Source organism: Ruminococcus turbiniformis (assembly GCF_020687545.1).
Classification (GTDB): domain Bacteria; phylum Bacillota; class Clostridia; order Lachnospirales; family Lachnospiraceae; genus Mediterraneibacter; species Mediterraneibacter turbiniformis.
The window spans coordinates 1-14,267 of the sequence record NZ_JAJEQX010000003.1; the positions used below are offsets into that span (position 1 = coordinate 1).

General features: G+C 47.2%; 13 protein-coding genes. 2 read left to right on the forward strand and 11 right to left on the reverse strand.

Annotated elements, in window-relative coordinates:
• Positions 1-189 precede the first annotated feature (189 nt).
• Genes LKD70_RS02245 through LKD70_RS02255 form a run of 3 tightly spaced genes read right to left on the reverse strand, consistent with a single transcriptional unit; the run spans position 190 to position 3,693 of the window.
• Positions 190-1,029: an SGNH/GDSL hydrolase family protein gene (locus LKD70_RS02245; RefSeq protein ID WP_227706435.1), complete on the reverse strand. Its 840-nt coding sequence runs from the start codon at positions 1,027-1,029 to the stop codon at positions 190-192.
• A 22-nt stretch (positions 1,030-1,051) separates the two neighbouring features.
• Positions 1,052-2,407 (reverse strand): MFS transporter, encoded by a 1,356-nt coding sequence (locus LKD70_RS02250; RefSeq protein ID WP_227706436.1) that lies wholly within the window; start codon positions 2,405-2,407, stop codon positions 1,052-1,054.
• Positions 2,404-3,693 (reverse strand): family 1 glycosylhydrolase, encoded by a 1,290-nt coding sequence (locus LKD70_RS02255; RefSeq protein ID WP_227706437.1) that lies wholly within the window; start codon positions 3,691-3,693, stop codon positions 2,404-2,406. Before LKD70_RS02255 ends, LKD70_RS02250 begins: the two co-directional genes overlap by 4 nt.
• Positions 3,694-3,847: 154 nt before the next feature.
• On the opposite strand from LKD70_RS02255, the gene LKD70_RS02260 reads away from it, so the two are divergent.
• Positions 3,848-4,978, forward strand: coding sequence for an AraC family transcriptional regulator (locus LKD70_RS02260; protein ID WP_227706438.1), 1,131 nt, complete (start codon positions 3,848-3,850; stop codon positions 4,976-4,978).
• Between the two features lie 173 nt (positions 4,979-5,151).
• Here the strand turns inward: LKD70_RS02260 and tnpA are convergent, their stop codons facing one another.
• Complete coding sequence (gene tnpA, locus LKD70_RS02265) at positions 5,152-5,580, reverse strand: IS200/IS605 family transposase (protein ID WP_227706439.1); 429 nt, start codon at positions 5,578-5,580, stop codon at positions 5,152-5,154.
• Positions 5,581-5,843: 263 nt separating this feature from the next.
• Here tnpA and LKD70_RS02270 point away from each other — a divergent pair, with 263 nt between their 5' ends.
• On the forward strand, positions 5,844-6,290 hold the full coding sequence (locus LKD70_RS02270) for a sporulation initiation factor Spo0A C-terminal domain-containing protein (RefSeq protein WP_227706440.1): 447 nt from the start codon (positions 5,844-5,846) through the stop codon (positions 6,288-6,290).
• A gap of 472 nt (positions 6,291-6,762) precedes the next feature.
• Here LKD70_RS02270 and LKD70_RS02275 read toward each other — a convergent pair whose 3' ends face one another.
• The 7 genes from LKD70_RS02275 to LKD70_RS02305 form a co-directional block, all read right to left on the reverse strand.
• Complete coding sequence (locus LKD70_RS02275; RefSeq protein ID WP_227706441.1) at positions 6,763-7,242, reverse strand: hypothetical protein; 480 nt, start codon at positions 7,240-7,242, stop codon at positions 6,763-6,765.
• Positions 7,243-7,305: 63 nt separating this feature from the next.
• Complete coding sequence (locus LKD70_RS02280) at positions 7,306-8,313, reverse strand: alpha/beta hydrolase (protein ID WP_227706442.1); 1,008 nt, start codon at positions 8,311-8,313, stop codon at positions 7,306-7,308.
• Positions 8,314-8,442: 129 nt separating this feature from the next.
• The gene (locus tag LKD70_RS02285) at positions 8,443-9,273 is read right to left on the reverse strand and encodes an Mrp/NBP35 family ATP-binding protein (protein ID WP_227706443.1); all 831 of its coding nucleotides are present in this window, start codon (positions 9,271-9,273) and stop codon (positions 8,443-8,445) included.
• A 156-nt stretch (positions 9,274-9,429) separates the two neighbouring features.
• Positions 9,430-10,305 carry a Uma2 family endonuclease gene (locus LKD70_RS02290; RefSeq protein WP_227706444.1) on the reverse strand — a complete coding sequence of 292 codons (876 nt, stop codon included), beginning with the start codon at positions 10,303-10,305 and terminating at the stop codon, positions 9,430-9,432.
• 128 nt (positions 10,306-10,433) lie between these two features.
• Complete coding sequence (locus tag LKD70_RS02295) at positions 10,434-11,846, reverse strand: amidophosphoribosyltransferase (protein WP_227706445.1); 1,413 nt, start codon at positions 11,844-11,846, stop codon at positions 10,434-10,436.
• Between the two features lie 121 nt (positions 11,847-11,967).
• A complete protein-coding gene (locus tag LKD70_RS02300) occupies positions 11,968-13,116 on the reverse strand; it encodes an ABC transporter permease (RefSeq protein WP_227706446.1) in 1,149 nt (382 codons plus the stop codon).
• Complete coding sequence (locus tag LKD70_RS02305; protein WP_227706447.1) at positions 13,103-14,236, reverse strand: ABC transporter permease; 1,134 nt, start codon at positions 14,234-14,236, stop codon at positions 13,103-13,105. Before LKD70_RS02305 ends, LKD70_RS02300 begins: the two co-directional genes overlap by 14 nt.
• Between the last annotated feature and the right edge of the window lie 31 nt (positions 14,237-14,267).

Below are 14,267 nucleotides of genomic sequence, written 5' to 3' on the forward strand. Positions count from 1 at the left end.
CTCCAGAAAAAAAGTAAGCGAAGATAAAACATTACTATATTTCAAGTATGGTGCACAAAGTGCCACAATCCCTGTATCTTCAAGGATTGTGGCACTCGTTTTTCTTTTCAACTGTCAAAGATGGGATATTACCATGAATGACCAGTAAAATCAATGACTGGCTGCGCATAAAATCCATATGAATCCGGATTATTCCCTCAATAACTGCATCAGGATCTCCGCACAGATCTCATGGCCCTGTTTTGTCGGGTGATTCAGTCCGTTTGCAAGCATATCTTCGGCCGGGTATCCCCTTTTCTCATAAATTTTCCAGACACGGTATACATCTGCAAGACACACTTTCTCTTCATCTGCGATTTTCCTAATTGTCAGAGCACGGCTTTCCAAAGAGGAAACAACGTTGACCGCATTCTGCATCTGCACCTCATCATTCGGCGTCATTAAAATAATATCTGCTTCTGTCTCCAGTTTAATTTTCCTGACAATTTCACGCAGCACATTTTCATATACTTCTGTACCGCCGCATTCAGGCGGCCAATTCAGCGCACCATTTATAATAACAAGATCCGGTTGATGGCAAATTACATCCCGATGTAGACGCCGTTTCATTCCAATGAGTGTATCTCCTGAAATTCCTGCATTGACTACGCTGACTGATGTCATTTCATATTTTTCTATCAGCATTTCTCTGAATTTTTCCAGATAGCACTCCCGTACATCTGTCACTTCAACAGCGTCAAACTCTCCCAGAAGACCTTTCCTGTGTTTTTCAAACAATTCGTTCTTGCTGCCATTAAATTCAAAATGTCCGGCTGTCACGCTGTCACCAAGTGCAACAATCAACGGATTCCTGCGCGGCATGCCGTCTTCCGGCGTCTCATAATAATCATACTGTACTATTTGTCCCCGGTTCTTTTTCATACATTCCACAAATTTTCCCGGACGTCTTACCGGCTGACCGAAGCACTGTTCTGCAATTTGCATCATCGCCTCAAAATTTTCACTCCGGGACTCAATCTGAGTTTTCATTCTCTGTCTCCTTTATTGAAAACTACCTGTTTTTTATTGCCTCCAGCTTTTTATCTACATCGATAAAAGAAATACATATCATAACCAGCACAGCGCAAATAAACGGGATAATGCAGAATCCGAGCTTTACTGCAAACTGGGTATGGGCTGTCTGCGCGGTCAGGGAGGCATCATACTGTCCCCATGCAAGAAGCCATCCGATGGCTGCCGACCCAAGACCAATTCCAATCTTCTGACCAAAACTTGAAATACTGTTTGTAACCCCGCTGAAATCTCCTTTTTCCGTAATATCCGTATACACAGCTACATCCGAAACAGTCGCGAACAGGAGCGCGTTCACAAATCCCATTCCGACAGATTTCAATACCATACCGATCACAATAACCTGAAGCGTGGCCGGCAGTGCCGCAGCGATAAGAAAACCTGCCGCCTCAATTCCTCCTCCTATGAGCAAAGCCGAACGTTTTCCAAATTTTTTTGCGACACGGGGGACAATGTCAAGCGCCAGTATAATCAAAGCCGGGAGGAAGCTTGCCGCAGAGATAATACTCATAAACTGCATTCCTCCGAGTACATCTCTCACAAAATATACCATAGATGCCCCATTTACTCCAAGGAGCAACCAGTTCAGCAGAAATGCCCCGGCAAGAATCAGAATATACCGGTTGCTTGTAATAACTGTTACACTGTCCTTGAATGTAGTATTTGGTTTTTCTTCATCCGCATGAACCTGAGAAGAATTTTCTTTACATACCATTCCCGTAATCAGCAGACAGAAAAGTGAACCTCCTCCATATATCAGTATCATCATGTCATATCCAGTCTGCGAAAAACCGTATTTCCCGAGAATTTCCACTGTAAAAATATTTGCCAGCATCATTGCCAGAGTCGCAAAAAATGTTCTCGTTCCCGTCAGCTTCATTCTTGTCTGTATATCGTCACTCATATAAGTACACAGCGTACTGTAGGAAACATTCAAAATAGTCATACAGATAACAGTATTAAAAATATACGTTGCAACTACATAGATGCTCCGTCCGATTCCTTCCAGTCCGGCCGGCACATGAAAAATTAGGAAAAACGATATTATTAACGGAACGATCCCTATGAGAAGCCAGGACCTTGCCTTCCCGAATTTCAAATTTGTATGGTCAATAATATACCCCATAACCAGATCAGAAAGAGCGTCGAAAACACGCGCAATAATCATCAGTGTTCCAACCATTGCCGCGCTGATCAGCACATTGTCCGTATAGTACAATGTAATATATGATGCTGTTGCGCCACTCATCATATTTCCGGCGAAGTCTCCCAGCCCGTAGGCAATACGGTGACCGAATTTTATTTTTCCGCTATTTTGCATCTGATTTGTTTTCATCTTGCTTCCTCCTGTAAATCATTTTTCGAAGGCATACTTTTCAGATATTTTTGAATCATTTCTTTACTGCACTTGTGGGTTCTTGAAATATCTCCCAGAAGTCTGCCGCTGTCTTTTGGTATTCTACGGTAAGTTACTTTTTCCACCTCCGCGATTCCAAACTGAGGCAGACAGCTTCCCCACTCCCAGTTGTCAAGCAGCGACCAGCACATATATCCCCATACCTCGACGCCCATATCCATAGCCTCACGGATAGCCTGAAGCATAGATGTAAGATATACAATCCGGAAACGGTCATCCTCCGTTGCCATTCCATTCTCTGTAATCATACAGGGTTTGTCTTTCATTCTAAGAAGAGCATTGATCATAATATCCGGATAAATTTCATCTGTGTAAAATGGGATTTTCAGACTACGTATATGGCTCGCCCGGTAGATCGGATGATCCATCAGCCAGTCTTTTTTTCTTCCGTCTACCATACATCTTGCATATGTATTAAACGCCCAGAAGTCACAGCTGTCTTTTACATCTTTCACATATTTTCCATCGAATCCCGGCGCGCATATTTCGCCGGTACGGATGGCATGTAAAAAATATTCATTTTCCAGGAAGTCCGAGTATCTGCAAAGTGCGTTATCCAGCATATCTGTCTGTCCCCGATATGGCATTTTCATCGAATACGCAAGTGTAGTTGAAACCGGTTTCGCAGAATATTTTTTTATGATTTGATATCCTGCCGCATGGTATTCCAACAAATTCAATCTCTCATTCATGTCATAGCGGTAGGGAAGATTGGGTTCATTGATTACAATCCAATAATCTACGTACGGTTCTACAATCGGAACAATATATTCCACATATTTTTTCCATTCTCCCATCTGATTTAAATCGGTAAATTTTCCCAGCCTGTCAAACCATATCGGATGTGCAAAATGATAAAGTGTTAAACATATTTTAACCCCTGCCTCCTTCAGCTCATTCAGCTGTCTTACATAATGATCTGTTGCCTCTCTGTCAAATAATCCCTGTTCCGGTTCGATGCGGGACCATTCAACAGACATTCTGTATGCATCAAGTCCGAGTTTCTTTATCAACTCTATATCGTCCCTGTACATACGATAACTGTTGCACGCGATTCCGGCGGGCTGATAATAGTCGGAAGGCGGAAATATATCAGGATCATCGAACTGGGAATGACTGTTTCCATCTATCTGCTGACCTGCTGTTGATGCACCGAATATAAAATTTTCCGGGAATTTAATTTCTCTGTACTGAAAAATATCCATTGTTTCTCTCCTTTATTTCTTGAGCCGGCTTCTTTTTTCTTATATTACCACTTGAAGATCCCGTAACACACATGATATATTTACATATAATCCGTACTTTTTTTACTTTTATATTCTATTAACTGCAGGGGCGGAAAAAAAGGGAGGCGCTTTCATGAATTTCTATGTTCCTTTATCTTTAATCAGGAAAGAACTGCTGCAGCACTATGAAAAATTCGGCTCCTGCTGCACCATTTCTTTTATCTGTGAAAAACTCCGGAAGAAACCGGAGCTGCTGATACAGCAGTACAATAACCCGTTTTCCGAATTTGTCGAATCACTGACGGATAAAGAATTTATGGATCTATTTTTTCAAAGCCTCTATCCTGTAGGTCAGACATGGTCTGCAATAAAAAATAACGATCCTTACAGCTACAACACAGAAACCTTGTTTTCCAAAAACAATCTGTTTCTTGTTTTTCTCCATGAGAACTTTGCAAAGCAGGGTCTCCACAGTCACCAACATTTTGAAATTACATACGTCTACCAAGGCGAATGCACGATCATTTTTGAGAATTCCTCCCTGCAGATGAAAGAGGGGAATATCTGTATTGTTCCGCCGGGTACAATACATGAACCTCTTGTCCTCGACAGGGAGTCTTTTGTAATAAGTCTTTCCATGACGGCAGAAGCATTTGAAGCTGCTTTCTCCGTTGTTCTGCTTCGCCGTGATTTAATTGCATCTTATATACAGACGATCCTCTTTGGGAAAAATATGCAGAATTATCTTTTCATTCCATGTTCCAATACAGATAGTATGAAAATCGCTGTACGGCATATTGCATACGAGGCGCGCCGACTCAGTTCCTTTTCCTACAGCTTCTGTGTCAGCTGGCTCAGTATTTTTATGAATTGTGTACTTGCAAACTACCAGTCAAATATTCAACTGTTTAACGAGGGAGGTCAAAAAACTTCTCACTCAGAATATATGGCGCTGCTCAATTATATTCAGAGTAATTATCGAACCGTCACTCTGGATTCCGTGGCTAAGATATTCAATTATAACAAATCCTATCTTTCCAGGCTGATTTTACAAATTACTGGGAAATCATTTATAGAAAATATTACGGAATTCAAGCTGAATGCCGGTAAAGAATTATTGGAAAACACAGATTATTCTCTGGATCAGATTGCAGAATTAATCGGTTACAGCTCTGGAGACTATTTTTCAAAGGCATTGAAAAAGAAAGATCATATTTCACCTTCAGAATACAGGAAGAAGGCAAAGGCACAGCCGCTTGTGTGAAAAGCCTGATTTTGTCCCATCCTGTCTTTCTTCAAAACTCTCTCATTGTTTAAGTCTGTCCATCTTCTAAGTCACAACCACCACTTCAAGTGGTGGTTTGATTTGGCCCTCATAAGGGCCGGTTACATGCTCGCCCAAAAGGGCGGGTATCGCAAGCGTTGTTACTGGTCCGCTTATAAAGCGGTACTTCCTGAATCTTCTCTCCTCGACTCTTCTGCTTGCTCTTTTATATATTTCTTTATTGCATCTTCTGTGATATTACCAATTGTTGAAACATAATATCCTCTGGCCCAGAACGCTTTATCCCATTTGCTCTGCAGTTCCGGATGTCTATCATATATCATTAGCGTACTCTTCCCTTTTAAGTACCCCATAAATTTTGAAATACTATACTTGGGTGGAATGGCTACGCTTAAATGAATATGATCTTCGCATACCGCACCATCTATAATCTCTACATCTTTATATCTGCATAATGTAGAAATTATATCTCTTACATCTGCTTTCAGCTTTCCATACAGTATTTTCTTTCTGTATTTCGGAATAAAAACGATATGGTATTGGCATTTCCATCTTACGTGTGATAAACTCTTATTGTCCATTTTGGACCGCCTCCTATACTAAATTTTGAGTTTGGCTTGCGACACCATTCTCATTTTAGCATAGGAGGCTTTTGATTGTTATCCTACACGCTCCTGCTTACTCCATTCTCCCCAGCATAGCTGGGGGATTAGGCTTTTCATTTATTCGACCTTTTGAGGTCGAAAATAGTCGAAACAATTGTATTGTCTGCCAAAATATTACATTTTAGGATAATATTGGTGTACAGAAGGAACAGAGTTCTCAGATCGGAGAGGATGTACAGATGAATTATGAAAAAGTAATAATGAATACTCTGGATTCCTTTGGAGTTACCCGTTCTTACACAGGTTACGATTATGTAGTGCACGGACTCCTGCTCATTATTGAAGACCGGGAGCGGATTGAATGTATCACAAAACATCTCTACCTGGATATTGCAAAGCATTATCATACTTCATGGAACTGCGTCGAGAAAAATATGCGGACCGTTGTCAACTCCGTCTGGAATTCGCGCAACACAGAACTGCTGGAAGCAGTCTTTAGCCGGTCATCAAGGACAAAAAAGCCAACAAACAAAGACTTTCTGAAATATATGTACGATTATGTAATACAGCCAAGAAAAGAAATCTCCATCGCCGGCCGGAAGATTCCCTTCGTTTGTCCGATCTCAAACAATTACTGCGAGGCTCTGGTGTCGTTCTATATCCGGATCGCGCGTATGATTGAGTAATAAGGGAAATCTGGGTTTTTCTGACAGAGAAACTGAGGAAACATGGAATACAGAATACGGATAAACTTACAATCTCCTCTGACACTGCGACTGCATTCACTTGCTCAGGGTCGCGCTTTGCGCTCCATTCGCCGTTCATGCAGCACAGTGTCAGAGGAGATCTGTTTCCCTGCGTATGAAGTTTTCAATCCTTCCGGCAGTATCATACCAGAAAAAGGCAGAATTCCGCACGGAAGGATGCACGTACCGGAAATTTCTTCCTTACAGAGGAAATTCATTTTGTTGCAAGAGCGTCTTACGACTGTTCCAGTGGCGGTTGAAATAAACAGCCGGAAAAAGTTCTGCTGCGTGAGCGGCGAATGGAGCGCTACGCGCGCCCCTGAGCAAGGGAACGCAGCAGGACTTTTTCCGGCGTACACATTTACAGCTCACTCTGTCAGAGGGGGCGAAACTCTGCAGCAAAACCAGATTCCTAATACTGACACATCACCACGACTTTCTGCGGCGTCGTCCGGGCCGGTATGCTGAACGTCGCCGCCGTGTAGTAGACGAGCAGCTCCGAATTCTCCGGGCTGCACGTATACTGCTGTCCGTTCAGCGTCGCTACATTTGTCATAGGTCCTATATTAATCTGTAGGGAATTGTCCGCGGATGTGAGATTGTCATCAAAATAGTCCAGCAGGACCTGCTGCCCTCTGCGAAGCGATGTCACCAGTTCCGCGCGGTACTGGGGCGGATAGACGGCCGGCGTCGGAAGATTCGTATCATAAAACGCCGCAATCCGCATTCCCGGGCGGAGACGCACATTGTCGATCACAATTGTATCCCCGTCCACCACTACATTTACAATATTGGAATCACTGATCAGGGATACCGTCATGGAACAGCAGGAATCCCCTCTGTTGATTCCCTGTATAATTCCCTCTACTTTCTCGAATGTCTCATATGCCATAACAGAAAAACTCCTTGGTCTCTTTCTGTTATACTATGCGCCGGCCATCCGTTGAGTGCCATTTCAGGCTCCATACTTCCACAAATCACCAAGCCACTGTTCCGCCAGTTTCGGCCAGGCTCCCACCTGGGGAAGGGTCTGTCTGATCTGCTCTTTTGTAATGGGATCCCACTTTTCCTTTTTCGTTCCGTCCAGTCCGAAATGGTTTAAAATCTCTTCGCCTTTCTCCTTAGGGCAGACGGTCTCGCCCCTCTCGATCGCCGCGGCAAGCATCCGGATCTGCTCGTGTGTGTACGGTACACTGAAATCCCTCTCCAGCCACTGTGATGTGGCGACAGAAAGCCCGTGGACTCCTTCCGGGAACACGTGGTGCGCGAAAGGTACCCCTGCTTTCTTCAAAGCCATGGCAAAAAGATAACTGTTCTCCACCGGGACCGTAAGATCCGTCACGGTCTGCCAGAGGAAACACGGCGGGGTATCCTTTTTTACATGTTTCTCAAGAGACATATAATCCAGATCTTTCTTCCCCGAATCTTTTCCGAAAAGCGCGGTGAAGGAATCCCTGTGCGCATATTCACCGGATGTAATCACCGGGTAAGCGAGAACGGCGGCATCCGGACGGTTGGATATACCTTCATATTCCGGGGATTCATCCTCCACATCTTCTCCGTGCACACACAGGCTTCCGCAGAGATGTCCTCCTGCGGAAAATCCGCATACCGCCACCCGCGACGGATCCACCGCGTATTGCTGCGCCCTTTTCCGTAAGATACGTACTGCCCTTGAAATGTCTTTGAGCGGCTGAAGCCCGAGCGGCGCTTTCAGCTCATCGAGGAGATTGACTGTGTACGCAAGCACGAATACATTGTATCCCGCGCTGTAAAATTCCATAGCGGGAAGATGAGCCTCGGAAGGCGACACATCCCTGTATCCGCCGCCCGGGACGACAAGCATCGCCGGATGGATCTCCCGGTCTTCGTGGATATAGCTCGTCAGAAACGGGATGAACCCGTAAGCGGCAGGATATGAATATTCATCTTCATTCCAGATTATTATCTTCTCTCCTGTCATGTAAAATCCCTCCTGTCCTGGAATTCACAGACAGCGGGCACTTTTCCCCGCGCGTTCTGTTTCCCGCGCGCCGGAAAGATCCGCCCGCTGTTTCTGCTGTTTTATCCGTCTGTTTTCTGTTTCCCTGTATCAAAGCTCTGTGTCTTTCAGATACGGATTCTTTGCCTCGTAGAACTTTTCATCCTCAACAGCCTGTGCAAGTTCTGCGTCGATCGGCATTTTCCCGAGTACCGGAACGCCCATTTCCTCTGCGATATCCTCGATATGGCTCTCGCCGAACACTTTGATCTCCCTGCCGCAGTCCGGACATTTCACATAGCTGTAGTTCTCCACGATACCGAGAACAGGGATGTTCATCTGTTCTGCCATATTGGCAGCTTTCTTTACAATCATCTGCACAAGATCCTGCGGAGAAGTCACAATCACGACTCCGTCCACCGGAAGCGACTGGAATACGGTAAGCGGCACATCGCCTGTTCCGGGCGGCATGTCCACAAAGAGATAATCGATATCTCCCCACATAACATCTGTCCAGAACTGCTTCACCACTCCGGCGATGATCGGTCCCCTCCAGATCACAGGAGCAGCCTCATCCTCCAGAAGCAGGTTGACAGACATAATTCTCGTCCCGTCCTTTGCGATACACGGCATAATGCTGTCTTCCGTTCCTCTGGCCTTCTCATGCACTCCGTACATCTTCGGAATCGAAGGTCCGGTGATATCTGCGTCGAGGATTCCGACCGTATAGCCTTTCTCAATCATCATCCTTGCAAGCGACGCCGTCACAAGTGATTTTCCGACTCCTCCCTTGCCGCTCACCACACCGATCACTCTCTTAATCGAGGAGTACTGGTTTGCGGGCTCACGGAAATCTGTCTTTTTGCTGCTGCATGAATCCGCATGTGCACAGCCGGCACAGGATTCTTCTGTGCATCCGGCTGTATTCTGTTCTTCTGCCATAGTTATTTCCCTTCTCTCTGATACATTCCGCCGCTGCATAAGACTGTTCTGCGCGGCGTTTCACTGGACAGTATACCACATTTGACAAAGAATTGTATACCTTCTCTGCGCTTTTCTCTGCGCTTTCCCGCGTTTGCTCCGTTTTCATCCGCCCTTTTACGATCTGTCCGATTCGTCCCCGTCTCCATCCGGAACCTGGCCGTCTTCCCCTTTCAGTTCGCGGACAATTTCAAACAACCTTTTCATCGGTATTGTCAGTTCATTTTCGAAAATCCCCACCGGCACATCCTCATCCGGCCCGTATACCCTGATCAGATCCTCCTCGTCCGTCCAGAATACATACGTCTTCTCCCCGTCGGGATCTACCACCCAGTACTCGCGCACTCCGGCCTGCGCGTATTTTGCCATCTTCAGCTTCAGATCCATCTTCCTCGAACTCTTTGACAGGATTTCCAGCACAAAATCAGGCGCGCCCATAATGCACCGGTTGATAATCTTTGACCGCTTGCAGATGACAACCACATCAGGCTGAAGCATGGTTCTGTCATCACAGTCGATCTGGACATCTACCGGGGACGGGAAAACCATGCATCCGCCTTTTTTCTCTGTTACATAGTTAAACAGCGCAGAAGTAAAAAATGTAACGATATACTGATGTACTGTGCTGGGAGCAGCCATGTCATAGATCACGCCGTTTAAAAGCTCCACCCGGCGCTCATCCGGCAGCGCATAGTAATCATCCAGTGTATACCCGTCTTTCCGGACATGGTACGCCGTCGAGGATTCACGGACAGCGCCTGCTGTATAATAGTCTTTTTCCCATCCTGCCGATTCGTCATCCCAATCAGCACGATTCGATACATCCGGGCAGAGTACAGCCTCCAGCGCCTGCATGGTCTCCCTCCGCGGCCGTTTTGTCTCTCCGGTAAAAATCTTCTGGATCGTTCCCTGGGGAACTCCCGACAGTTTCGCAAGCTGTTCAAAAGTATATCCGGTCTTTTCCTTGTAATAATGCAGCTGGTTCAGGTTCATATGCACACCTCCATTCAGAAAACGCAGCCTGATTTTCCTGCGAAGCAGAAAACGGTTAGAAAACGGTTGTTCTGTTCATAGAATACCGTTTTCTAACCGATTTGTCAATCTTTTATTCTTTCCCTCTTTTACTCTTTTCCGTTAAAGCAGTACGTGCACACTTCGCACGGCTTAAGCCCGATCGATGCGATCAGATCATCCAGCCTGTGATAGCGGAGCGTCGTAAAGTTCTGGAGCTTCCGGATCTCCTCAATCATTCTCGCGTAGCGGCATGAATCCGGATTCGTGTACTCTTCCAGCACTTCCTCCGGGCAGTTGTCCCCCTCCTGCTCCCGGATCACGCGCCGGGTAATCAGTTCCATATCCGATTTGGACCGGGAGAAATTCAAATATTTGCACCCGTACACAAGAGGCGGGCAGGCAGGCCGTACATGAACTTCCTTTGCCCCGCTCTGGTACAGGAACTCCGTCGTCTCCCGAAGCTGCGTTCCGCGGACAATGGAGTCGTCGATTAAAAGCAGTTTCTTATCCTGGATCAGCGCCTGCACGGGGATCAGTTTCATCCGGGCGATCAGATCCCTCTGGCTCTGGTTCGCCGGCATGAATGACCGGGGCCATGTGGGCGTATATTTGATAAACGGCCGGGCGAACGGGATCCCGGATTCATTGGCATATCCGATGGCGTGCGCAATTCCCGAGTCGGGTACGCCTGCCACAACGTCCGGATGGACAGAGTCCCCGTCCCGCTTCGCAAGCATACTTCCGCACTTGTACCGCATCTCCTCCACATTCACCCCCTCGTAGGATGAAGTCGGATAGCCGTAGTATACCCAGAGGAAAGAACAGATCTTCAGCTTGTCTCCCGGCTGCACAAGCGTCTCGGCTCCCTCAGGCGTGATCCGGACGATCTCGCCGGGGCCGAGCTCCCTGTAATCCGTAAATCCCAGGTTGATATAGGCAAAGTTTTCAAATGACACACAGCAGGCGTCTTCCTTCTTTCCAAGGACAACCGGCGTCCTTCCGTAAAGATCCCTCGCCGCGTAAATCCCGTCCTTTGTCATGACAAGCAGGGTCATGGAGCCGTCGATCATCTCCTGCGCATAGCGGATTCCCTCTGTCAGAGTAGGCTTTTTGCAGATCAGCGATCCGACCAGCTCCGTAGCATTGATCTGCCCGCCGCTCATTTCCAGGAAATGGGAATGTCCGTCTTTGTACGCTCTCTCCAGAAGTTCCTCAAGGTTGTTGATCTTCCCCACCGTCGTAATCGCGAAGCTTCCCAGGTGGGACTGAATGAGAAGCGGCTGGGGCTCATAGTCGGAAATACATCCGATCCCCATATTTCCCTTCAGTTCCTCTACGTCCCGCTCAAACTTCGTCCTGAACGGAGAGTTCTCAATATTATGAATCGCGCGGTTGAATCCTTCCTTACCGTACACTGCCATACCGCCCCTCCGGGTTCCCAGGTGGGAGTGATAGTCCACTCCGTAAAAAAGTTCCAGTACACAGTCCTTCTTCGATGCCACTCCAAAAAAGCCGCCCATGTGTATATACCCTCCTTCATTTTGATAAACAGCTTCATTCTTTTACCAAATACAGCATAAAGGAAACAGCTGCGGAAAGTCAAGAACCCGTGAAAAAGAATTTTTCCGGAAAGGCCGTACGTTAAACAGCCCTCTCCTTTCTTTTTGCCGCAGCCAGGGTCAGGCAGACAAGCGCCGCCGCGAACAGAACCTGTATCCCGATTCCGCTTAAAATCTGCGTCATAACGTTCCCGGCCGAATCTCCATACCGGGCCAGAAGCGTGTTCACGGATTCATACCAGTAAACGGGAAGGAACTGCGCGGCCTTCCGTACCGGGCCGCTCAAATAATCCATCTCCACAAACACGCCGCAGAGGAAACACATGCCCAGTCCCAGAATGTTCACAATCCCGTTGAGCGCATCGGACGTTTTCACAAGCGTTCCCACAAAATAAGCCAGTGACAGAGAGACAAGAAGCAGGGCGAAGGAATTAATCAGATACCATCCTGCTGCCGAATTATTGAGAAATTCCCGGCTGTACAGAACAAGCGCCGCCAGAGTGGCTATCAGCCACAGCGATATTGCGAGGACACCGGACGCGGCAAAACCTTCCAGGCTCTGCCGCCGGGCCGGCACCGCGGATGCCTTCATTCTCTGCGGAAGGCTTCCTCTGCCGAATCCCATCAGAATATATCCCATAACATAGCAGAGCACGCTTAAAAACAGATATGGCAGATAGCGGTAATAAAATACATAAGCTGGGGTTCCTCCCTCGTTTCCGCTGAAATCCATCAGTTCAACCGACGCGCTCTCCCTGTCCGCGGCAGCGTCTGCGATCTCCTCCTCCGAAAAACCTGCGGCCGCGTAAACCCTTGCGAAATTCACAAAATTGTCAATCTGCTGTTCCACGTAATGCCCTGAGTAAGTTCCGGGAACCGACGTCACTTTCAGGCTCTCTTCCCCGAGAATGCATGTTTCAAAAAAGTTTTCGGGAATCCTGACAATATACTCCACATTCCGGTAGAACAGATCTTCCTGCATGGATTCCCTGTCTTTGTCAAGCATTACCACCTCATTGGTTTTCCCGATATATGCGGCCAGCCCTGCAGCCGCCTCTCCCCGGTCATCGTCCACAATACCGACAGGTACGCTCCTGGCAGAATAATCCTGCGTCTCTTCACCCGCAAACATCTGAAACATTGCCGTGACCGCAAAAAAGATGCCGAGATACATCAGAATCATCCAGAAATTTTTTCTGGCGATTTTCATATATGCCTTAAATACTGCCATAACGTTCCCTCCTTATCAGCAGATATGTCCCCGCCGTCAAAAGCACGCACATGACCGCCAGGATCACCATATCCTGCGCATATCTCTCCGGCGCATCGTATACATTCAGGCAATAGAGAGCGTCCGAGATAACCGCCGCGGGGTTGATCCGGTTTAAAAGCGGGGCGGTCCGGTCAACCGCATTTTTCACATCAGCGTTCATAAGCCCTGCCAGAAAGCTCATTGCCATAGACACTCCGATCATTATTCCGATCTTCACGCCCTCTCCCATTCTTCCCACACTGGTAATAAACATTCCCATCGTCACACCGATCATGCTTCCCATAAAAACCGCAGGAAGCATCTCCAGGAAAGACCCTGTAAACTCCAGCTTCAGAATATACTTCATATAAGCCAGCAAAAGCGACATATTCACGAAATGAATGCCAAACGATACCGCCGTCTCTGCAAGAATCATCTTAAGCCTGTGCACCGGCCCCGCGCACCGCCTGGCTGCCAGCGGCGTCAGGTTCGCCTGCATCTCCATGGCTGAGCTGTATCCGATAAAACACCCGTACAGACAGGCCATTCCGATCAGTGCGTAAAAAAACTGCGCTGTCCCGTCCGTCGTCCTGCCGCCAAGCGAGACCTGTTCCACCGTATCTGTATATTCTCCCATCTGGTTTACCGCACTTTCCATCCCTTCCGGGTGAAGAGCCGCCACATCCTCCAGCGTCTCTTTTCCCTCCATGTAGCTCTCCAGTACCATTTGGAGGATAGTCTGCGCAAATCCGGTTGTGCTTACAGTAAGCGAAGGATTTTCCCCGCTGTAAAAGATCCCGTCCACTTCGCCTTTTTCGAGCGCGTCCAGCGCCTCCTTCCGCGTCATTTCCTCTGCGAGCATCATGTCGGAGGATTCTTCCATCGCTTCCAGATAAGAAGAAAAACTTTCTGTTCCGGACAGTTCCCCTCCTTCATCCGCCACTACCGCCGCTCTCACAGTTTCAAAATCCGCCTCCCCGATCTGCCCGATGGAAAAATACATGACTGTAGCCAGCACAAACGGGAAGATAAGCGGCCAGAAAATCAGGCTTCTGTTCCGCAGCTTTGTAAGCAGGCTGTATTTGATTAAATGCATCATCTGACGTCCCTCCTGTTTTCATAAAAGTCTG